Raw genomic sequence first — 21,029 nt, forward strand, 5'->3', positions numbered from 1 at the left:
AAAGCTCCCAAAATGAAACTCGACGCCATCGACCTGCGCATCCTCGAGGCGGTCCAGGAGGACGGGCGCATCACCAAGCTGGCGCTTGCGGAAAAGGCAGGGCTTTCGCCGACGCCGTGCTGGATGCGGCTTCGCAAACTGGAAAAGGCCGGGATCATCACCGGCTATCACGCGCGGGTTGCCGTGCGCCGCGTGGCGCCGGTGGCGAGCGTGATGATGGAGGTGACGCTCGGCAATCACCGGCAGGCCGATTTCGAACGCTTCGAACGCGCCGTCGCGGCCATTCCCGAGATCACCGCCTGCTGGTCGGTCGGCGGCGGCGTCGACTATATCTTGAAGCTCGTCGCTGCCGACATCGACGCTTACCAGCGGCTGGTGGACGGCCTGCTCGATCGCGAGCTCGGCATCGACCGCTACTTCACCTACATCGTGACGAAGACGATCAAGGAAGAAACCGTTCTGCCGCTGGCCGTGTTGCTTCCGACATCCTCCTAGACCATCTCTCTGCCACCGAGCGCAAATTCAGACAAATTCTCTCTTGGTCATGCGCTGAAGAGACAATCTCTCGCGCCCCTGCTGTCACCATCTCCGCAACACATGCCGAGGAGATGCCGATGACCGCCGTTTTCGCCCGCACGCCGTTTCACGACACGCTGCACCAGTTGAAAGATCGCCATCTGCTGCGCGAGCTTGCCTATGTCGGCGGGCGCTGGACTTCTTCGCGCCAAGGCAAGAGCTTTGCGGTCACCGATCCGGCAACGGGCGGTACGCTTGCCTGGGTGGCGTCGCTCGAAGGTGATGAAACAACAGCGGCCATCGACGTTGCCGCCGAAGCCTTTGCCGGTTGGCGCGACCTGCCTGTACAGGACCGTGCCGCCCAGCTGCGCAAATGGGGCGAACTGATGCTTGCCGCCAGGAATGATCTCGCCTTGATCATGACGCTGGAACAAGGAAAGCCGATCGGGGAGGCGCGGGGCGAGATCGACTACGCCGCATCTTTCCTCGAATGGTATGCCGAAGAGGCAAAGCGACTGAATGCCGAAAGCGTCACCAGTCATCTCACTGGAGCGGAGATGATCGTACGGCGGGAAGCGCTCGGCGTCGTCGGCATCGTCACCCCCTGGAACTTCCCTTCGGCGATGGTGACGCGAAAGGCGGCCGCTGCCCTTGCGGCCGGCTGCACGGTGGTCGCCCATCCTTCCTCCGAAACGCCGCTCTCGGCGCTGGCGCTTGCCGAACTCGCCGAACGGGCCGGCATTCCGGCCGGCGTCTTCAACGTCGTCACCGGCAATGCCGCGACGATCGTCGGCCAGATGTGCGACGACAACAGGGTCCGTGCCATGAGCTTTACCGGTTCGACCGCGATCGGCCGTGTGATCGCCGCACAATGCGCCCCAACCATGAAACGTCTCGTGATGGAGCTGGGCGGCCATGCACCCCTCATTGTCTTCGCCGACGCGGATATCGAAAAGGCCGCCGATATCGCGGTCAACGCCAAGTTTGCGACCTCCGGCCAGGACTGCCTGGCCGCCAACCGCATCTATGTCGAGCGCCCGATCGTCGGGGCCTTCAACGCCGCTTTTGCGGCGCGCATCGCTGCGCTGAAAGTCGGCCCCGGGCTCAGCCCCGGCGTCGACATTGGTCCGCTGATGCATGAGCGCGCGGTCGCCAAGGTGGAGGAGCAGGTCGCCGACGCCTTGATGCGAGGGGCGACGCTTCTGTCCGGCGGGAAGCGGCACGACGCGGGGGCGCTGTTTTATGAGCCGACTCTTCTGACGGATGTCCCGGATGACGCCCTGATCATGCAAGAAGAGACCTTCGGCCCCGTTGCGGCCGTGACGGTGTTCGACAGCGAGGCGGAGGTCATCGCCCGGGCCAACGACACGGAATACGGTCTGGTCGCCTATGTCCTGACGGAGAATGGCAAACGGCAATGGCGCATGGGCCGCGCCCTGCAGTTTGGCATGGTGGCGATCAACCGTGTGAAGATCACCGGTGGGCCTGTTCCGTTCGGCGGCTGGAAACAATCGGGTCTCGGCCGCGAGGGCTCCAGGCACGGGCTCGAGGCTTTCACCGAGCTCAAATACCTCTGCATCGACACCGCGGCCTGATGTCGAAGGCGCGAGATCCATTCAAGACGACAGCATAAGGACAAAAGAAAATGCTCGACCGCAACAACGAACTGACCGCCTGGGATCGTGACCATTTCTTCCACCCGTCGACCCATATGGGCATGCATGCGCGCGGCGAAACACCGACGCGGGTCATCGCCGGCGGCGAGGGCGTCTACATCACGGATGTCAACGGTCGCACCAGCCTCGACGCGTTTGCCGGGCTCTACTGCGTCAATGTCGGCTACGGCCGCCAGAAGATCGCCGATGCGATCGCCGAGCAGGCGAAGAACCTCGCTTATTACCATGCCTATGTCGGGCATGGCACGGAGGCCTCGATCACGCTGTCGAAGATGATCATCGACCGCGCGCCGCAGGGCATGTCGCGGGTCTATTTCGGTCTTTCCGGCTCCGACGCCAACGAAACCAACATCAAGCTGATCTGGTACTACAACAACATTCTCGGCCGGCCGGACAAGAAGAAGATCATCTCGCGCTGGCGCGGCTATCACGGTTCCGGTGTCATGACCGGATCGCTGACCGGCCTTGCGCTGTTTCACAACGCCTTCGACCTGCCGCGCGCGCCGATCCTGCATACGGAGGCGCCCTATTATTTCCGCCGGCCGGACCGTTCGATGGACGAGGAGCAGTTTTCACAACATTGCGCCGACAAGCTGGAGGACATGATCCTTGCCGAAGGCCCTGAAACGATCGCCGCCTTCATCGGCGAACCGATCCTCGGCACCGGCGGCATCGTTCCGCCGCCCAAGGGCTACTGGCAGAAGATCCAGGTCGTGCTCGACAGATACGATATCCTGCTCATCGCCGACGAGGTCGTCACCGGTTTCGGCCGCCTCGGCACGATGTTCGGCTCCGATCACTATGGCATGAAGCCGGATCTGATCACCATCGCCAAGGGCCTCACCTCCGCATATGCGCCGCTTTCGGGAACGATCGTCTCCGACAAGGTCTGGCAGGTGCTGGTTCAGGGATCGGACGAACTGGGTGCGATCGGCCACGGCTGGACCTATTCCTCCCACCCGATCTGCGCCGCCGCCGGGATCGCCAATCTCGAACTGATCGACGAGCTTAGCCTTGTCGACAATGCCGGCGTGACCGGCGTCTATTTCCGTGAGCAGCTTGCCGAGGCGGTCGGCGATCATGTGCATGTCGGCGAGGTTCGCGGCGACGGAATGATGGCGGCCGTCGAGTTCGTCGAAGACCGGGATGACCGGCGGTTTTTCGATGTGGGCCGGAAGATCGGACCGCAGGTGGCGGCAGCACTTGCCGAGCGCGGCGTTATCGGCCGGGCCATGCCGCAGGGAGACATTCTCGGTTTCGCCCCGCCGCTGTGCCTGTCTAGGGAAGAGGCTGACGTGGTGGTGAAGGCAGCCGCGGCAGCGATCGAAGAGGTGTTCGCACGATGACCGTCATGCCCGCGATGCCGAGCACGATGGGCGCGGTGCAACGCGTCGGCCACGGGGCCGCGATGGCAGCTGCGCGCAATACGTGGCGGTGGCGGCGCAGAACGCGCTCGTCGATACAGACCTGACCGATATCGAGCTCGCGACATTCTGCTGTGCCTATCTAACGGCAGAACGCGTGCTCGATCGGGCTGGCCTTGCAGCCGGCGAGGCCGCGCTGGTGACCGGTGCATCGGGCGGGGTCGGTATCGCCATCATCCAGCTGAGCGCGTGCTCGATGCGATCCCGATTGCCGTAACGGGCCCGGGCAAGAAGCAACCCGTTCTTGCCATCGGTCCGCAGGCCGTGGTGACGATCATTTTGTCGATGCGGTCCGCAAGGCGGCGAAAGGCAGGCCGATCGATGTGGTCGCCGATCTCGTCGCCGGCCCGCTCTTCAACGAGCTTTTGAAAGTGCTCAGATCGGAGGGCCGATACACGACGGCAGGCGCGATTGGCGGGCCGGTCGTTCGGCTCGATCTGCGCATCCTGTATCTGAAACAACTCGAACTGCATGGCTCAAGTCAGGGCAGGCGGGCGTCCATCCGCCTTCCATCGCGTGCAGGCGGATTTCATGGCCAAGGGCTTCGTCGGCAATCTCGTCTTCGTTCCAAATTGAGGCGCGACCCGACTGTTTGCAACGGTAGTCCATCCGCCAATTCTGCGGTTGTCACCAGTTGGTCCGGGACTGATTGCCACCGTGGCGGGCCTTGTCTGGCAGCGATTTCTTCGTTGCCAGCGCGCCAGCGACAACAATGGCTGGGAGACCTTGTTGAACGCATGAATATTTATCCAGGCCTTTGACTGGAAAAAGCCATGTCCGGCACTATCTGCCGCGATGCTGCAGGGCTAGTTGTGGGCTCGAAGTGGCATCGGCTCGGGGAAATTGACAGACATGACGACTGCATCGGCGGAAAAGTCCGCTCCTTGGATTTATGCTCTCCTCGCGATCCTGGTCGTGTTGCCGTTCATAGCCGATCTCATGTTGCCTCTGGGCACCGCCGTCTGGGTCGTCTACATCCTGGCGGCTGCGGTATCCTTCTTTGCCTGGCGGCAAGAGGCGCCCATTATCGTGGCGGTCGTGTCGACCATCCTCATCGTCATAGGCTATTTTCTGGCCCCGAGCGGCGTTTCGGAAAGCCTGGCCCAGATCAATCGCTCTCTCTGCGTCGCAACCATATGGGTTCTGGCGGCCACCGGCTTTGCGTTCATCCGCAACAAAACGGAAGTGCGTCGGCAGGAATGGCTGCAGGCGGGCCAGGTGGGGCTCGCGAGCCGCATAGCCGGTGAACAGACGATCGAGCAGCTCTCTGATAATGTGCTGGATTATCTGACGTCCTTCCTCGGGGCCCAAAGTGCCGCGATCTTTATTGGCAAGGGCGCCACCTTCTGTCGCAAGGCATCGTTCGGCGTGCCCGACGACGCGCCGGTCCCGCAATCGGTCGCGATCGGAGACGGACTGATCGGCCAGGTAGCGAAGGACGGAAAGACCATCACGCTCTCGGCCGTCCCGGAAAATTATCTCTATGTCGGCTCGGCCCTTGGCCGTGCGGTTCCGCGCAATCTGCTGATGTTTGCCGCCGAGGATAACGGCGTCATCAACGCCGTTCTGGAATTCGGCTTCCTCAAGGATACCGATAGGGACGGCGCCGCGCTCGTCGAACGGCTGTCTCCCATGATCGGCATCGCCGTCCGTTCGGTGGAATATCGCGACAGCCTGCGGGACCTTCTTGAAGAGACGCGAGAACAGGCAGCCGAACTTCAGGCGCAAAGCGACGAGATGCGCGCCGCGAACGACGAACTCGAGGCCCAGAGCCGGTCCCTGCAGGACTCACAATCGCGGCTGGAACTTCAGCAGACCGAACTGGAACAGAACAACGCCCAGCTCGAACGCCAGACACGTGAACTCGAGGCACAGCGCGATGACCTCGCTGGCGCCAAACTGGTACTGCAGCAGCAGGCCCGGGATTTGGAGAAGGGGAGCCGCTACAAATCCGAATTCCTCTCCAACATGTCGCACGAGTTGCGGACACCGCTGAACTCATTGCTTATCCTTGCCCAACTGCTCGCTGACAACAAGGCTGGCAATCTGAGCGCAGAGCAGGTCAAGTTTGCAAACACGATCAAATCTTCGGGTAATGACCTGCTGCTGCTGATCAACGATATCCTCGACATTTCAAAGATCGAGGCCGGTCAGGTCGAGGTTCAGCCCCAGTCAGTCGCCGTTGCTGATATCGTTGGCAAGCTAAAGGGCATGTTCGAGACCACTGCCGTCGAGAAAGGTCTGAAGCTGCGCGTGGATATCCCATCCGAAACGCCGGCGACCGTCGTCACCGACCCGCTCCGACTGGAGCAGATCCTCAAGAACTTCCTCAGCAATGCGATCAAGTTCACGCACGATGGCGAAGTTGCGCTGGTAATCGAAAAGAGTGGAGGGCGCCATATCTCGTTCAGCGTTCGTGACACCGGGATCGGGATCTCCGAAGAGCATCAGCAGGCGATCTTCGAGCCGTTCCGGCAGGCCGACGGGACGATCAGCCGCAAATACGGCGGCACCGGTCTCGGTCTTTCGATTTCGCGCGAGCTTGGCACCATGCTCTCCGGCCGCATCGAGGTCGAAAGCCGGGAAGGGCAGGGCAGCACCTTCAGGCTGGTACTGCCTCTTGAACTCGAAACATCGGCGCAATCCCCGACGAGGACATCGGTCGTCGGCCAGCCTGTCATTGTACAGGCCTCCTCAGAGGCGCACGCTCCCAAAGACGTATCGACCAAACTGATCCCCGACGACCGCGCCAGGTTGACGGCCGGTGGCCGCGTGATGCTGGCCGTGGAGGACGACGCGACCTTCGCCGAGATCCTCTATGATCTTGCCCACGAACTCGGTTTTCAATGCATCGTTGCCGGCACCGCGGAAGACGGCGTCATTCTCGCCCGCCAATACCTGCCGCATGCGATCATCCTCGATATCGGTCTGCCGGACCATACCGGCCTGTTCGTGCTCGACAGGCTGAAACATGACCTGCGGACGCGTCACATCCCCGTGCACGTCGTCTCCGCTTCGGATTATGTCCGCCGCGCGCGTGCGCTGGGGGCAGCCGGATACACGCTAAAGCCGGTCAAGCGCGAGGAACTGGTGCAGGCGCTGGAGGGCCTCGAACACAAACTGCTCGAACCCGTGCGACGCGTGCTTGTCGTTGAAGACGATGCGACGCAGCTCGAGAGTGTGCAACTGCTCCTGAACTCGCGCAATGTCAGCACTGTCGGCGCCAAGACCGCAGCCGAATGCCTTGAGAAGCTGAGAGGCGAGACATTCGACTGCATGGTGCTCGATCTGACCTTGCCCGACGCTTCGGGCCTGGATGTTCTGGACGAACTGAGCCAGGACGCTTCGATCGCCTTCCCACCTGTTATCGTCTATACCGGCCGCGACATCACCCCCGACGACGAGCTCCGTCTGAGGCGATACGCCAAATCGATCATCATCAAGGGAGCGAAGTCGCCCGAGCGCCTGCTGGACGAGGTCACTCTCTTCCTGCACCAGGTCGTTTCCACGCTTCCAAACCAGCAGCAGGAGATGCTCGCGAAATCGCTCAATCGCGATGAAGCGGTGCAAGGCCGGCGTATCCTGATTGTCGAGGACGACGTGCGCAACGTCTATGCCTTGACCAGCATCTTCGAAACCCATGGCGCAAGCGTCACCATCGCCAGAAATGGACTGGAGGCGTTGAAGGCAATTGACGAGGGCCAGAAGCAAGGCGCCGGATCACCCTTCGATCTCGTGCTCATGGACGTGATGATGCCCGAAATGGATGGATTGACTGCCGTTCGCGAAATTCGCAGGCGCCCGGGTCTGAAGGGCCTGCCGATTATCATGCTGACAGCCAAGGCCATGCCCCAGGACCAGCAGCAGTCGATCGACGCAGGCGCCAACGACTACCTGGCCAAGCCGCTTGATGTCGACAAGCTGCTATCGCTAGCGCGGGTCTGGATCTCGCGATGACGGATGCTGCACTGTCCGCAAGCAGGATCGATGAGATCGAGCTTACCTTGCTGCTGGAGGCCATCTACCAGAAAAGCCACTACGACTTCCGGGGCTATTCCCAGGCGTCGCTGGCGCGACGGATGGAGCAGGCGAGGGTCCATTTCGGGTGCGGCAGCCTTTCCATGCTTCAGCACCTCGTGCTCCACAAACCCTCGGTCTTCCGCGAATTGCTCAACTTCCTGACCGTGCAGGTGAGCGAACTGTTTCGCGATCCCGAATACTACCGCATGCTGCGGGAAAAAGTGATCCCGCACCTCAAGACCTACCCTTCGCTGAAAGTCTGGATTGCTGGCTGCAGCGACGGGGAGGAGCTCTATTCGCTCTCCATCCTCTTTCGTGAAGAGGGTCTTGAAAGCCGCACCATGTTCTATGCGACGGATATCAACCCCGCTGCGCTGAAGAAGGCGGAGGCCGGTATCTACGCGCTCGACCGCATGGCCCACTTTACCGAAAATCACCGGTTGTCCGGTGGCAGGTCGTCCCTGTCCGATTATTATACTGCTGCATATGGCTCCGCCGTCTTCGACAAATCGCTGCGGGCTCGCACCGTATTCTCGGAACATAGCCTTGTTAGCGACCAGGTGTTTTCCGAAGTCCATCTGGTCTCTTGTCGAAACGTGCTCATCTACTTCGACAAGGCGCTGCAGGATCGTTCAATCGCCGTGTTCGATCACTCGCTCGTGCATGGCGGCTTCCTGGGGCTCGGCATGCAGGAGACCTTGAGTTTCTCGGCATACGCGGACCGGTTCGATGTCTTTGCCCGGACCGAGAAAATCTATCGCAAAGACATGCGGCACCATAGCAATGAAGGAATACGTCATGGCTGACCGTGACACCGTCAAGTTCCTGATCGTCGACGATCTGGAAGAAAACCTCGTTGCGCTCGAGGCGCTGCTTCCTCGGGACGGGCTGGAACTCATCCGGGCTACGTCCGGCCCACAGGCCCTTGAGTTGCTGCTCGTCCACGACATCTCTCTGGCGCTTCTCGACGTGCAAATGCCCGGCATGGACGGCTTCGAGCTGGCAGAGGTCATGCGCGGGCCCGAGCGCACCCGCAACATTCCGATCATCTTCCTGACAGCCTTGCCGGCTGATGAAGCCCGACGTTTCCGTGGATATGAAGCAGGTGCCGTCGATTACCTGCAAAAGCCGATCGATCCAATCGTCCTACACAACAAGACCGGCGTGTTCTTCGAATTGGCGCGTCAGCGAAACTCGCTTCGCGCGCAGACCACCAAGCTCAACCAGGCGCTCGAGCTGATTCAGGCCCATACGGACAACTCGCCGATGGCGTTCATTCAACTGGATTGCCAGTTTCGCGTGACGTCGTGGTCGAGGGGCGCCGAGCGTATGCTCGGCTGGGCCGCGCATAACGCAATGGGCCGTACATTTGCCGAACTCGATGTGTTCCGGCCCCAGGATGCTGAGCAGTTCGCGTCGTTGGCAGCGTCGCTTGTAGAAGATGACGCAACCGGAAGGGGTGTATGCGAGCTGGTCGCGCGCGATCGCAAGGGCACTTTGTTCACCGCCGAATGGTATCTCTCAGCGCTCTACGATGCGAAGGGCCGCTTAGTGTCGATGAGCGTCCAGGTTCTTGATGTTACCGGCCGCAAGCGTGCCGAAGAAACACAGCGCTTGCTGATTGGCGAACTCAATCACCGCGTCAAGAACACGCTGGCAACCGTCCAGGCCATGGCAGCTCATACGCTCCGGTTTACCGGTGATCCCGCTTCGTTCGCCGAGACGTTCGGCGGACGCATCCAGTCGATGTCTCGCGCGCATTCGATGCTAAGCGCGGCGACCTGGCGGGGAGCAAAGCTTCATGAAATCGTCGCAGACCAGTTGAGGCTCGGACTTATCGAGGAAGATCGCTTCACGTATGCCGGGCCGTCAGTCTATCTGAAGCCACAGGAAGCGCTTCACATCGCGATGATCGTGCATGAGCTCACCACCAACGCGGTCAAGTATGGCGCCTACTCGGTTGCCGAGGGCCGTGCCCGGCTCGACTGGCAACTCGACGCCGGTTTGCTCTATCTGCGATGGGTTGAGGAAGGCAAGCAGCGCCTTGCAGCGAAGGCTCCGAAGGGATTTGGAACTACGTTGATCGAGCAAAGCGCACGAGCAGGTGGCGGATCCGCCCACATGACGGTCGCGGCGAACGGCATCGAGTGGCATATCAAGCTGTTAATTGAGGACACGCCTGAAAGCCTGGTAGGACAATCGACGCTCGCGGCGGGAAATGAACTCGATCGGATCGCAGTCATGCGAGACGCGTTGCCTTCGAAAAGACCACGCCGAGCGCTGATCATCGAGGATGAGCCCCTTGTGGCTCTCGATATTGCCACGCTGCTGGAAACGGACGGCTTCGAAATTGCCGGCATCGCCGCGAGCATCGACGAGGCGCTGAACATGATCAGCCATGTCGACGTCGACGTCGCGCTCCTCGACGGAAACTTGCGTGGCCAGGCTGTCGATGCCGTGGCCTCTGCGCTGCAGGACAAGAAAATCTCCTTCGTGTTCGTCAGCGGCTACGGCCGGGAGAACCTCCCGACGAGGTTTGCGGGCGTTCCCGTGGTCGCCAAGCCATTCAGCGACCAGCAGCTTATCGAGACGACCAAAAGTGCGATGGCCGCTGCAATGGCCACTTAAAGAAGTGGGGGGAGTTGACGCGGTGACGTAACAGCTTCTTGGGCGTGTGTCCCTTTGTCGTCCGCCGGCGGCACCCTGAGCGGCAGACCGCGTCCTCTCTTAGTAACATGATAAGGTTCCATAATGCTGATTACGCGATCTTTCTGTGTGGCCGGGCGGATTCCATTTTCAAATGCGACAAAGGCAAATTCGCCATCGTTTCAGGACGATGGATGTGGCCCGCTCATTTGTGCAGTTGAGTATGGATGAACGTTGCAGGATTGCGCGTTGGCGTGCCGCTGGCCTTAGTTGCAGTCAGGCGCACAGGCTTCTTCGCTTTGCTGGATCGGAGAACACCTTCGATTACCTGCATGCAACGAAGGCTTATCTGCAGCAACGGTGACCTGGTGTTACTCCGGCCAGACCAGGCCTGCCGGAGAATAGGCCCAATCTATGCCACGGCTCAGAGGACGAGTGCGCTGGTCCTGTTCTCGATCAAGCGAACGAGGTTCAGCGCCGTCATTTCCGAGGATTTCGGATTGGTTGCAAGCGGACGGTTCTGCAGGCGGATTTCGAGCGTGCCGAAGGGGCCGCGGGCGCAAATGCTGTGCATGTTTTCCACGGCTTTGGGGTCGGCGACGAGGCGCACGCGCGTGCGATCCATGCCGATGCCGGCGAGTGAGGTGGTCGCTGCCACATTGGCATTTTGCGGAAAGGCTGTCGCCGCCTCGGCCGCCGAGCCCTCGAAGAAGGCTTCCGCCTCCTGCAGTTCTGTCAAGCGACAGAGCTTCTCGGCCGGCGTGCCGAGCCAGGCCCGCGCGGGTTTGGTGATGACGTGCTCCACGCTGTCCAGCCCCAACCGCGACGCCGCCGAGAGGGCATCGATGCCGCCGAGCGCGCCCGGCGGAATGATCAGTTTGCTGCCATTTCGCCGCGCCAGCTCGACGAGTTCGTCGAGCACAGCGACATCCACCAGGGCGGAGGTTGAGGTGACGGCGAAATCCATGCCTGCCGCCAGCGCAGCGCGGGCGAACGGCAACACGCTTTCGCGGCTTGCGGCTTCGACAACCAAGGTCGCGCCGGTCGCAGCCAATGCCTCGGGGCTCGATAGATGAACCGCCCCCTCCGGCATGGTCCCTTCGACTTCCTTTGGATCGCGCACTGCGATCCCAACTATGCGGGCACTCGCACCCCTCGCCTTCAGAAGTGCTGCGACCCGCTGGCCTATGGCGCCCCAGCCGACGAGGCAGATGGCTTCGACTGTCGACATAAAGGTTCCCCTGTCTTGGTGCCGGATCAGAGCGTCACCCAGCCCTCGGGCGGGGTTTTTCCGGGGTGTACGGTGCCGCATTTCGGGCACGTGCGCAGCTTCTCGTCCGCGTAGAAAGCCTGGTAGATCGGCGGCAGGTCGTCGACGATGGATTCGAGGTCTACCTCCGCCCGGTGCACGAGCTCGGTGCATTCGAAGCAGTACCATTCGACCGCGTCGAGCAGGCCTTCCGGTCGCGTCGGCTCGATAACGAGACCGATCGAACCTTCCATCGGCCGCTGTGGCGAATGGCGCACATGCGGCGGCAGCAGGAAGATGTCGCCCTCGCGGATCGCCACGTCGTAGAAGTCCTTGCCGTCATAGAGCTTCAGCACCATGTCGCCCTTGAGCTGGTAGAAGAACTCCTCGACGGGGTCGTCGTGGTAGTCGGTGCGCTTGTTGGGGCCACCGACGATGGTCACCATCAAATCGGCATCCTTCCAGATCTGCTGGTTGCCGACCGGCGGCTTCAGCAGGTGCTTGTGCTCGTCGATCCACTTCTGCAGGTTGAAGGCTTTCAGCTTGGTCATGGTTTCCCTCCCTCTCCCGTTTAACCCAATTTCAGACCGCACTCTTCAAAGGCGGCTCGGGTCAGTCTCTTTTCCTCGTCCGTCAGCTCCAACAGGGGGCGGCGAACCGCTCCACCCACCTGGCCGAGCAGTTCCTGCCAGTACTTTTGGTGCGCATGGGGCTTTTCCGCCGGCTTGGTCTTGCGGAAGGCGTCGCGAACACCTTGCAGGCTCGCGCTAACGGCGCGTGCCTCTTCGGCCTTTCCGGCTAAGGCGAGTGCTGTGTATTCGGCCATCCGGCGGTCCGTCTTGGTCTGGAGCGTGTAGGGCGGCGAAGAGCAGAGATAAAGCTGCCAGCCCAGTTCCAGCACGTTATCCAGCCATTCCTCTTCCGAAGCGGTCGAGACGAGGATGCGGTCGCCGGCAAGTGCTGTCAGTTTCTTGTAGAGGTCGCGAGGTACGGAATATTTGATCGCCACCACCGTCTCGATATCGGCGAGCCGGTTGCACAGTTCCGGGCTCATCAGGTAGCCGCTGTCGGGATGCGACCACAGCGCCATGCCGATATCGACCTTGGAGGCGATGGTCTCGTAATAACGCAGCAGCGTCTCGTCCTGCTGCTTGAAGAAATGCAGGATCGGCGCATGCACGACGATGTAGTCGGCGCCACAGGCCTGCGCGTGCCGGGCAAGGTCGATCACCACGTCCATGTTCTGATCCGAACAGGACATGATGGTCTGCGCCCGGCCGCCGGCAGCATTCACCGAGAGATCGAACATGCGCTTGCGCTCGTCGACTGACATGGAGAAGAATTCGCCCTGTTTGCCGGCGATGAACAGGCCGTCGATCCCCAGGTCGGAAATCCAATGCTCGACATTCCGGCGGTAGCCCTCCTCGTCGATCGCGCCATCGGCAGTGAACGGCGTGTTCGCCGCCGCCCAGATGCCGCGCATCGTGGCACGGGAATGAGCCTTTGCATCTTTACGCTGGTATTTCATGGCGCTCCCTGTCGCATGTCCTTCCGGCGGCGCGTGAAGCAGGCCGGCCCGGTCTCTGTTGTCGCCATTTAGCGCAGGAGAATCTTATTCATAAAGGCGCATAGTTCGTATATATTCATGCTCAAATCAGTATGGATGGCTCGATGCTCAATCTCCGTCAGATCAAGTGTTTCCAGGCCGTGGTCGAACTCGGCAACTTCTCCCGCGCTGCCGAGCGATTGCACACGAGCCAGGCCGGGATCTCGCATGCGATCCGTGACCTCGAGGCGCTGCTTGGCGCGCGTCTCTTCGACCGCACGACCCGACGGGTCGAGTTGACCGAAGCCGGCCGCGTCTTTGCCGCCGGGGCCTTGCCGGGACTGGCGGAAATCGAGCGCGCCGTCGATGCGGTGCACGACCTCGGTCAGCTTCGCACGGGCCTCGTGCGTATCGCCGCCCCGCCCTTCCTCGGCGCAACCGTGCTGCCGCGCCTGTTGCAGGAAGTCGCAGCGACCCACCCGAACCTCAAGCTCAGGATCGAGGACGTGGTGACAGATCTCATCGCGCCGAGGGTGCGCAGCGGCCTTTGCGACCTCGGTGTCGGCACCTTCGCAAGCGACGAGGACGGACTTGAGATTCAGCGGGTGCTGCGCGACCAGCTGATGGTTTTTGCACCCGAGGGCCACGCCATCTGTGCGAAGGCCGAAGTGGCCTGGTCCGCGCTCGCCGACCAGTCGATCATCACGCTGACCCGGGAAAGCAATATCCGCCTTCTGACCGAGGTCGGCTTCGAAAGCGCCGGCGTACCGCTGCGCCCTTCGCTCGAAGTGCACCAGATCAACACGGCCCTTTCGCTCGTCGAGCGCGAGGCGGGTCTTGCCATCCTGCCGACCTATGCCTTTACCGGCCTGAACGGCCGCAAGATTTCAGCCCGGCCCCTGGTCGAGCCCTCGATTGCCCGGGATGTCGCCGTCATCACCGCGCGCGAGCGCACACCCTCCCCCGCGACGCTCGCGGTCCGCACCGTGCTGCGCAAGGTGCTGCGCGACATGATCCCGGTGATCGGCTGACGAAACGCAGAAAGGCCGAAACCGTCACGGCAACGGTTTCGGCCTCGGCCAACTGCTTTGTTTCCGTGCGTTAGGCGCGCTCAGGCGATGCGCAGCGACACGTTCTTCACGACGGTATAGTGATGAAGGCCTTCCGCGCCCCCCTCGCGGCCGAGGCCGCTTTCCTTGACGCCGCCGAACGGCGTTTCGGCGACGGAGGCCTCCAACGTGTTGATCGATAGGTTGCCGGCCTCGATGCCCTGGATGAGGCAATCGACATTGGAAACTGAGTTGGTGAAGGCATAGGCGGCCAGACCAAAGGGAAGCGCGTTCGCTTTGGCAACAGCCTGCTCCACTGAAGAAACCGGATTGATCAGGGCAAGCGGGCCGAAAGGCTCTTCGGAAAGTGCGCGGGCATCATCCGGCAGATCGGCAATCGCGGTCGGTGCGAAGAAGTAGCCCTTGCCATCGAGGCGCCCACCGCCGCAAAGCACGCGCGCGCCCTTCGAACGCGCATCGTCCACAAGCTCCTGGAGGGCCGCGATGCGACGATCATTGGCGACCGGCCCCATCTGGGTCGCGGCATCGAGGCCGTCGCCGACCTTGATGGATTGCGCCTTTTCCTGGAAGGCGACGGTAAAGCGATCGTAGAGCGCCTCGTGCACGAAGAACCGCGTCGGCGAGGTGCAGACCTGGCCGGAATTGCGGTACTTGCGGGTCGCACAGGCAATGCCTGCGGCAACGGGATCGGCATCCTCGCAGACGATGACGGGCGCATGCCCGCCAAGCTCCATCAGTGCCGGCTTCATGACCTGCGAAGCGAGCGTCGTCAGGTGCTTTCCAACCGCGGTCGAGCCGGTGAAGGCGACCATGCGGATACGATCCTGCGGGATGAGATATTCGGAGATTTCGGCGGGATGGCCGAAGACGAGGTTGAGCACGCCGGCTGGCAGGCCGGCATCGTGGAGCGCGCGGGCGATGTGCACGACGCCCGTCGGTGTCTCCTCGGAAGCCTTCATGATGATGGAGCAGCCGGCGGCAAGCGCCCCGCCGATCTTGCGGGCAGGCTGGCTCATCGGGAAGTTCCACGGCGAGAAAGCCGCAACCGGGCCGATCGGTTCATGCAGCACCATATAGCGGATACCCGGCGCGCTCGGGATGACCCGGCCATAGAGGCGCACGCATTCGCCCGCGTCCCATTCGAAGAACTCGCAACCGCGGATGACTTCGGACCGAGCCTCTGAGATCGGCTTGCCGTTTTCCAGCGTGATCGAGCGGGCGATGTCTTCCAAACGCTCTCGCAACAGCTGGGCTGCTTTCAGGATGATTGCTGCGCGCGCTGCGGGGGATGTCCGGCTCCAGGCCTGAAAACCCTGCCAGGCCGCATCGGTTGCGTCGGCGAGATCGGTCTCGCGGGCGACTGCGACCTTGCCGATGACCTCCTCATTGGCAGGGTTGATGACGGCGAGCGTCTCGGATGTCGCCCTCCATTTGCCACCGATATAGAGCTGAGCATGCGTTTCGTGAGCCATGAGATTGCCTTTTCGCCAGTCCTTTGGAAGGCCGAGCCTTCCTGTCCAGCAATGGATGCAATCAGCGGTCTGATATAACAATCCACATAGGTTGAATGAATTGATATCGAAATGTGATAAGTCTTCAGCCAGCCAACAAACGCGAAAAGGCGCCTTCCCGGCCGGGAAAGCGCCCTCTTCATCCTTCCTACCGTTCGCCGATCAGGTCACCGCACTGCGCACCGCGAAGCGGGCATCGCGCCATGCCCCGGTTTCCATCACCTCGTGCAGCACGTCCACGGCGTTCCAGACATCTCTGAAACTCGTGTAGAGCGGCGTGAAGCCGAAGCGGATGGTGGCGGGTGCGCGGAAATCGCCGATGACGCCCCGCTCGATCAGGGCCTGCATGATTTCATAGGCCCCCTCGTGTTCGAAGGAGACCTGGCTGCCGCGCACAGTACCATCCCTTGGTCCGACCAGTTTCAGGCCAAACGCGCCGCAGCGGGCCTCGACGAGCTTGATGAAGAGATCGGTAAGCGCGATGCTCTTCTTGCGGATCGCCGCCATGTCCACCTCGTCCCACAGGTCGAGGGCTGCCGACAGCGCCCGCAGCGACAGGATCGGTTGCGTGCCGGAGAGGAAGCGCAGGATGCCCGCACCGCCGTCGTAGCCGCGCTCGAAGCCGAACGGGCGGGCATGGCCCCACCAACCGCTGAGCGGCTGGCTGACCTTTTCCTGGTGACGCTTGGCCACATAGATGAAGGCGGGCGCGCCGGGGCCACCGTTGAGGTACTTGTAGGTGCAGCCGACGGCGAAATCGACGTTGCAGCGGTCGAGTTCCACCGGCAGCGCGCCGGCGGAATGGCAGAGGTCCCAGACGACGAGTGCGCCGGCCGCGTGGGCGCGCTTGGTCAGCGCCTCCATGTCGCGCAGTGCGCCGGTCTTGTAGTTGACGTGGTTGATCAGGACCACGGCGACGGTTTCGTCGATCAGGTCCTCGATCCGGGGTGCATCGACACCTTCCAGCCGCATGACCGTGCCGGGACGCGTCGCGATCACCCCTTCGGCCATATAGAGGTCTGTCGGGAAGCTCGAGCTTTCCGCCACGATGACCTTGCGCTCATGATTGAGGCCAAGTGCCGCGTGCAGCGCCTTGTAGACGTTTGCCGAGGTGTGGTCGGTCACGGCCGTCTGACCAGGTGCGGCGCCGGTGAGGCGGCCGACGCGGTCGCCGAGCGTCAGCGGCAGCGCAAACCAGCCGGCCTTGTTCCAGCTGCGGATGAGGTCCTGACCCCATTCGAGCTTCGCGGCTTTTTCGATCTCGGCATAGGAGGCGAAGAGCGCCGCGCCGAGCGAATTGCCGTCGAGATAGGTGACGCCTTCGGGCAAATCAAAGCGGCTTTTGAAGCCCGCGAGCGGATCGTCGCGGTCCAGCGCCTCGACGGCATGAATATCGATCTTCATAGGGGCAGTCCTTCTATTCACGAATGGCTTCGCGGGCTGGCATGGGCCCGCGGCTACGCTTGAGGGTCGGCAGGGCGAGCATGGCGAGCACGAAGAGGCCGGTCGCGAGCTTCAGGTCGGTCGGCGGCATTCCGGCTGCCAGGCACAGAGAGACAAGCTGGTAGTAGACGATGGCGCCGACGAAGGGTGCTGCGAGCTGGCGGCGGATGGTCTGCTTGCCGACGATGGCTTCGCCGATCATCAGGGCGGCCAGGCCGTTGATCAGGGTGCCGATCCCCATGTTGACGTCGGCAAACCCCTGCGATTGCACCATGAGCGCACCGCTGGTCGCCGAGAAGGCCCCGGCAAGGCCGACGCCACCGATAGTGGCCGCCCAGATGCTGATGCCCTGCGCTTCCGCCATGTCCGGGTTGGAGCCGACGGCGCGCATGGCCGTGCCGCGTTCGGTCCGGAAATAGAGGTTCAGCAGACAATAGACGGCAATACCGAGCAGGCCCGCGACGACGATCTTGCTGACAGGAAAGCCCGGCTCGACGAAGGGAATACCATCAAAAATGGTCGGCGTGCCGTAGACCGAGAGGTTGGACTTGCCCATGAGCCGCAGATTGATCGAGTAGAGCATGGTCATCATCAGGATGCCGGCCAAGAGCGTATGGATGCGGAAACGCAGATGCACGAACGCCGTGCAGCTTCCGGCCAGGAACCCGGCGGCCATCGCCGCGAGGATGGCAAGCCAGCCCGGCGCGCCGCCGGCCAGCGACAGTGCGCAGACGCAGCCGCCGAGCGGGAATGCGCCTTCGCTGGTCAGATCCGGAAAGTTCAGCGTGCGGAACGGCAGCATGATGCCGAGCACGATGAAGGACAGGATAAGGCTTTGCGCCAGCGTGACCGGCACAAGCGCGATGAAGTTCGAGATAACAGTGTAAATCGTGTCCATGTCGGTCTCAGCTCGCCAGCAGCATTCGATCGGTCTTCAATCCGAAGTGACCGATAAGTTTCGGGATCGTGACCTCGGCCTTTTCCGCGCCGGTGATTTCAAGCCGTGTCCTGCCGGCATCGAGCATCACCACGCTATGGCCGAAATCGACAGCGTGCTGCATGTTGTGCGTCACCATCAGCGTGGTGAGGTTGAAGGCCTCGACCGCGCGCACAGTCGCCTGCATCACGATATCGGCCGTGCGCGGATCAAGCGCGGCCGTATGCTCGTCGAGAAGCAGGAGATCAGGCTGGTCGCACGTTGCCATGATCAGAGAAAGCGATTGCCGCTGGCCGCCCGAAAGCAGCTCGACGCGTGTTTCCAGACGGTTCTCCAGTCCGAGGTTCAGCGCGGCGAGGCGTTCGCGGTAGCTCGCGAGCCGCTTGGCGTTGAGGCCACGGTTGAGGCTCAGCTTCTTGCCGCGCAATTCGGCAAGCAGCATATTCTCCGCTACCGTCATCGAGGCAGCCGTGCCCTTCATCGGATCCTGGAACACCCGGGCGACACGGCTTGCGCGCTTGTGCACCGGCAGCGCCGTGACATCGTCTCCGTTGATCAGGATCTTGCCGGAATCGAGCATCAGTGCGCCGGAAATGGCGTTCAACATGCTGCTCTTGCCGGCGCCGTTCGATCCGATGACGATGGCGAAGTTGCCGGTCGGGAGCGTCAGACTGAGGTCGTTGAGGGCGATCTTCTCGTCGGGCTGTCCCTTGTAGAAGACCTTACGTGCAGATCGGATTTCGAGCATCCGTTCCTCCTCTGAGCAATTCCAGCAAATGCGTCTCAGCGGCTTTGCATCAGGAATTGTGAAAAAACAAAAGGGTCGAGCGCTCCTGGCGCTCAGGCGGACGGTGCTCAGCGCACCGACCGCCGATGGCGTCAGGTCACTCGACGATGCATTTGCAGTCGGCGAGCGAAGCCGGGATCTCGATGCCGAAGGCAGCCATCGCCTTCTTGGAGATCAGCGCCTGGTGATCTTCAACGGCAGGGCGCACGGGGGCGATGGACTTCGGGTCCTTGCCCTTCAACACTTCGGCCGCGATCTTGCCTGCATTCTCGCCGACCTGTTCGTAGTTGACGGCGAAGCTTGCCGGTACGAAGCCTTCCAGCACCGCGGTATCGACGGCGTTGACGACCGGAATGCCAGACTGGCGCGCGGCCGACGCAACCGCGGCGATGGCCGGCTGGATCATGTTGGAGGTCGGACCGTAGATGACGTCTACCTTGCCGGCGAGCGAGGTAATGCGCTGCTGGATGTCATTGAGATTGTCGACGCCGACTTCGACGACTTCGAAGCCCTGTTCGGGTGCGATCTTGCGAACGGTTTCGAGCAGCGCCACGTCATTGGCCTCGCCCGGATTATAGGGAAGGCCGAGGCGCTTGGCGTTCGGCAACAGCTTCTTGGTGAAGGCAAGCACCGCAGCCATGTCCTGACTGTCGGTCGCACCGGAGATGCCATCGTCCCCGCTTTCGGAGGACGGGACGAGCTTGGCGGCTACCGGATCGGTGACGGCCGTGAAAACGACCGGAATGCCGGAGCCGGCGAGTGCCTTCTTGGCAATCTGCGAAACCGGCGTGGTGACAGTGTAGACGAGCTTCGGTTGTTCGGCCTGCAGCTTCGCGATCATCTGCGGCACGAGCGAAGCGTCGAAATTGGTGTGGCTTTCCGTGTAGACGACGTCCTTGCCCTCGACGAAGCCGTTTTCCGCGAGCGCCTTCTTGAAACCGGCGATCGCTGCATTGAGTGGCGGATGTTCGCCGAAATTGGCGATGCCGATGCGGATCGGATCGGCGGCGGCCGAGCCAGTCGCTGCGAGCATCAGGCCGACGGCCATCAGGCTTGTGATAAGTTTCGATTTCGTGGTCGCCATGTGTTCCTCCTCCAGCTGTCGCAATGACAGCACGACGAGGGATGAGGAAGCGCAGCCGCACGGCAAAGTCAATGAGATAGTATACAATTATCGCGATTTGCGATTATCATATACTTTTCTCGAATATATGATGCCACCTATCGAGGTGCCACTTTTTGGGGAGTGCAAGTGACCGAAGAGCAAGAGAACGGTACAAAAACAGAGGCCGCCTACCGGATTTTGCGGACTGAGATCCTCATGACCCGGCTGCAGCCGGGGACGCCGTTGCGGGTTGATCTCCTGAGCAAGACCTACGATGTCGGGCGGACGCCGCTGCGCGAAGCCCTTTCGCGGCTGGAGGCGGAGCGCCTGGTCGTGGCCATCTCCAATCGCGGGTTCACGGTCGCACCCGTCTCGCGGGCCGAGTTGGAGGATCTGACGAAGGCGCGCAGTGTCGTCGAAATCCCGTTGCTGCTGGAAGCCATGGAGCGCGGCGGTTCCGAATGGGAATCGGCCATCGTCACCGCGCATTACCGCCTGTCGCGCTGCAAGACGATCCTCGAGGACTCCTCCGACCTTTCCGTCGATGCCTGGATGGAACGGCACGAGGCATTTCACGCCGCCCTGCTCAGCGCGGCGCAATCGAGCTGGCTGATGCGCTTCCGCGCAACCATTTCGGACCAGCTCCAGCGCCACTACCGCTTCCTGGCCTTCGCCCCCGCCCTGAGGGCTGCCGCCGGCGAGACTGACGGATACGAGGAGGCCATGGCTGCGCTGCATAAGGCGCAGTCGATCGGGCCTCATACCGACCTGATGGAGGCCGTGCTTGACCGCAACGCCGAGCGCGCCCGTCTGCTGATGGACGAGCATTTCGGCTATCCGCTTGAAGTCTACGCCGTCGAGGAAGGGGAAGCGGCAGCGCTTGCAGCGCGCAAGAAAGGAGCGCGCACGCGCACTCATAAGAAATCCGCATGAATTAATGCCGATTAAGGCGATTGTTATAGGGAAAGCGGTTCTATTTCATACCGGCCAGCAAACGGGAGCGGCGTGATTACTGCGGGCATGAGGAAGCCTGCGCAATCCACTGACACAACAAAGGAATTCGGAATGCGACGCCGTGCGGTGTTCGCTGCCGTCCTGT

At 61.9% G+C, this 21,029-nt stretch carries 16 protein-coding genes and 1 pseudogene; 9 read left to right on the forward strand and 8 right to left on the reverse strand.

What is annotated here, in order from left to right:
- Positions 1-12: 12 nt before the first annotated feature.
- The 7 genes and pseudogenes from AC1Q80_RS29440 to AC1Q80_RS29470 all read left to right on the forward strand — a co-directional run bounded on the left by AC1Q80_RS29440 (position 13) and on the right by AC1Q80_RS29470 (position 10,264).
- The gene (locus tag AC1Q80_RS29440; RefSeq protein WP_492362778.1) at positions 13-495 is read left to right on the forward strand and encodes an Lrp/AsnC family transcriptional regulator; all 483 of its coding nucleotides are present in this window, start codon (positions 13-15) and stop codon (positions 493-495) included.
- Positions 496-614: 119 nt separating this feature from the next.
- Positions 615-2,111, forward strand: a complete 1,497-nt coding sequence (locus tag AC1Q80_RS29445; protein WP_492362779.1) for an NAD-dependent succinate-semialdehyde dehydrogenase — start codon at positions 615-617, stop codon at positions 2,109-2,111.
- A gap of 50 nt (positions 2,112-2,161) precedes the next feature.
- Entirely contained in the window at positions 2,162-3,538 is a 1,377-nt protein-coding gene (locus AC1Q80_RS29450) for an aspartate aminotransferase family protein (protein WP_492362780.1), read from the forward strand.
- A pseudogene (locus AC1Q80_RS29455) lies at positions 3,528-4,192 on the forward strand (zinc-binding dehydrogenase); the annotation flags it as partial. The gene AC1Q80_RS29450 and the pseudogene AC1Q80_RS29455, both read left to right, overlap by 11 nt.
- A 276-nt stretch (positions 4,193-4,468) precedes the next feature.
- Positions 4,469-7,573: a response regulator gene (locus tag AC1Q80_RS29460; protein WP_492362781.1), complete on the forward strand. Its 3,105-nt coding sequence runs from the start codon at positions 4,469-4,471 to the stop codon at positions 7,571-7,573.
- Positions 7,570-8,442 carry a CheR family methyltransferase gene (locus tag AC1Q80_RS29465; RefSeq protein WP_492362782.1) on the forward strand — a complete coding sequence of 291 codons (873 nt, stop codon included), beginning with the start codon at positions 7,570-7,572 and terminating at the stop codon, positions 8,440-8,442. Before AC1Q80_RS29460 ends, AC1Q80_RS29465 begins: the two co-directional genes overlap by 4 nt.
- The gene (locus AC1Q80_RS29470) at positions 8,435-10,264 is read left to right on the forward strand and encodes a response regulator (RefSeq protein WP_492362783.1); all 1,830 of its coding nucleotides are present in this window, start codon (positions 8,435-8,437) and stop codon (positions 10,262-10,264) included. The genes AC1Q80_RS29465 and AC1Q80_RS29470 overlap by 8 nt, the downstream gene beginning before the upstream one ends.
- Positions 10,265-10,706: 442 nt before the next feature.
- Here the strand turns inward: AC1Q80_RS29470 and AC1Q80_RS29475 are convergent, their stop codons facing one another.
- The 3 genes from AC1Q80_RS29475 to AC1Q80_RS29485 are packed head-to-tail and all read right to left on the reverse strand — an operon-like array spanning position 10,707 to position 13,059.
- The gene (locus AC1Q80_RS29475) at positions 10,707-11,513 is read right to left on the reverse strand and encodes an aspartate dehydrogenase (RefSeq protein ID WP_492362784.1); all 807 of its coding nucleotides are present in this window, start codon (positions 11,511-11,513) and stop codon (positions 10,707-10,709) included.
- 26 nt (positions 11,514-11,539) lie between these two features.
- Entirely contained in the window at positions 11,540-12,082 is a 543-nt protein-coding gene (locus AC1Q80_RS29480; protein ID WP_492362785.1) for a 3-hydroxyanthranilate 3,4-dioxygenase, read from the reverse strand.
- A 20-nt stretch (positions 12,083-12,102) separates the two neighbouring features.
- On the reverse strand, positions 12,103-13,059 hold the full coding sequence (locus tag AC1Q80_RS29485; RefSeq protein ID WP_492362786.1) for a dihydrodipicolinate synthase family protein: 957 nt from the start codon (positions 13,057-13,059) through the stop codon (positions 12,103-12,105).
- A gap of 143 nt (positions 13,060-13,202) precedes the next feature.
- Here AC1Q80_RS29485 and AC1Q80_RS29490 point away from each other — a divergent pair, with 143 nt between their 5' ends.
- Positions 13,203-14,108 carry a LysR family transcriptional regulator gene (locus AC1Q80_RS29490; protein ID WP_492362787.1) on the forward strand — a complete coding sequence of 302 codons (906 nt, stop codon included), beginning with the start codon at positions 13,203-13,205 and terminating at the stop codon, positions 14,106-14,108.
- Positions 14,109-14,188: 80 nt separating this feature from the next.
- On the opposite strand, the gene AC1Q80_RS29495 is transcribed toward AC1Q80_RS29490, so the two are convergent.
- The 5 genes from AC1Q80_RS29495 to AC1Q80_RS29515 form a co-directional block, all read right to left on the reverse strand.
- A complete protein-coding gene (locus AC1Q80_RS29495; RefSeq protein WP_492362788.1) occupies positions 14,189-15,619 on the reverse strand; it encodes an NAD-dependent succinate-semialdehyde dehydrogenase in 1,431 nt (476 codons plus the stop codon).
- A 201-nt stretch (positions 15,620-15,820) separates the two neighbouring features.
- Positions 15,821-17,062, reverse strand: a complete 1,242-nt coding sequence (gene kynU, locus AC1Q80_RS29500) for a kynureninase (RefSeq protein ID WP_492362789.1) — start codon at positions 17,060-17,062, stop codon at positions 15,821-15,823.
- A 13-nt stretch (positions 17,063-17,075) separates the two neighbouring features.
- A complete protein-coding gene (locus tag AC1Q80_RS29505; RefSeq protein WP_173422838.1) occupies positions 17,076-17,999 on the reverse strand; it encodes an ABC transporter permease in 924 nt (307 codons plus the stop codon).
- A gap of 7 nt (positions 18,000-18,006) precedes the next feature.
- A complete protein-coding gene (locus AC1Q80_RS29510) occupies positions 18,007-18,786 on the reverse strand; it encodes an ABC transporter ATP-binding protein (RefSeq protein WP_173422837.1) in 780 nt (259 codons plus the stop codon).
- Positions 18,787-18,922: 136 nt separating this feature from the next.
- A complete protein-coding gene (locus AC1Q80_RS29515; RefSeq protein WP_173422836.1) occupies positions 18,923-19,909 on the reverse strand; it encodes an ABC transporter substrate-binding protein in 987 nt (328 codons plus the stop codon).
- A 168-nt stretch (positions 19,910-20,077) separates the two neighbouring features.
- Here AC1Q80_RS29515 and AC1Q80_RS29520 point away from each other — a divergent pair, with 168 nt between their 5' ends.
- The gene (locus tag AC1Q80_RS29520) at positions 20,078-20,863 is read left to right on the forward strand and encodes a GntR family transcriptional regulator (RefSeq protein ID WP_173422835.1); all 786 of its coding nucleotides are present in this window, start codon (positions 20,078-20,080) and stop codon (positions 20,861-20,863) included.
- Positions 20,864-21,029 lie beyond the last annotated feature (166 nt).

It is taken from the genome of Ensifer sp. GW823-FHT05D09 (genome assembly GCF_058795755.1).

Coding starts and splice junctions, on each gene's coding strand:
- AC1Q80_RS29440 (WP_492362778.1), top strand. CDS start 13: ATGAAACTCGACGCCATCGACCTGCGCATCCTCGAGGCGGTCCAGGAG.
- AC1Q80_RS29445 (WP_492362779.1), top strand. CDS start 615: ATGACCGCCGTTTTCGCCCGCACGCCGTTTCACGACACGCTGCACCAG.
- AC1Q80_RS29450 (WP_492362780.1), top strand. CDS start 2,162: ATGCTCGACCGCAACAACGAACTGACCGCCTGGGATCGTGACCATTTC.
- AC1Q80_RS29460 (WP_492362781.1), top strand. CDS start 4,469: ATGACGACTGCATCGGCGGAAAAGTCCGCTCCTTGGATTTATGCTCTC.
- AC1Q80_RS29465 (WP_492362782.1), top strand. CDS start 7,570: ATGACGGATGCTGCACTGTCCGCAAGCAGGATCGATGAGATCGAGCTT.
- AC1Q80_RS29470 (WP_492362783.1), top strand. CDS start 8,435: ATGGCTGACCGTGACACCGTCAAGTTCCTGATCGTCGACGATCTGGAA.
- AC1Q80_RS29475 (WP_492362784.1), bottom strand. CDS start 11,513: ATGTCGACAGTCGAAGCCATCTGCCTCGTCGGCTGGGGCGCCATAGGC.
- AC1Q80_RS29480 (WP_492362785.1), bottom strand. CDS start 12,082: ATGACCAAGCTGAAAGCCTTCAACCTGCAGAAGTGGATCGACGAGCAC.
- AC1Q80_RS29485 (WP_492362786.1), bottom strand. CDS start 13,059: ATGAAATACCAGCGTAAAGATGCAAAGGCTCATTCCCGTGCCACGATG.
- AC1Q80_RS29490 (WP_492362787.1), top strand. CDS start 13,203: ATGCTCAATCTCCGTCAGATCAAGTGTTTCCAGGCCGTGGTCGAACTC.
- AC1Q80_RS29495 (WP_492362788.1), bottom strand. CDS start 15,619: ATGGCTCACGAAACGCATGCTCAGCTCTATATCGGTGGCAAATGGAGG.
- kynU (WP_492362789.1), bottom strand. CDS start 17,062: ATGAAGATCGATATTCATGCCGTCGAGGCGCTGGACCGCGACGATCCG.
- AC1Q80_RS29505 (WP_173422838.1), bottom strand. CDS start 17,999: ATGGACACGATTTACACTGTTATCTCGAACTTCATCGCGCTTGTGCCG.
- AC1Q80_RS29510 (WP_173422837.1), bottom strand. CDS start 18,786: ATGCTCGAAATCCGATCTGCACGTAAGGTCTTCTACAAGGGACAGCCC.
- AC1Q80_RS29515 (WP_173422836.1), bottom strand. CDS start 19,909: ATGGCGACCACGAAATCGAAACTTATCACAAGCCTGATGGCCGTCGGC.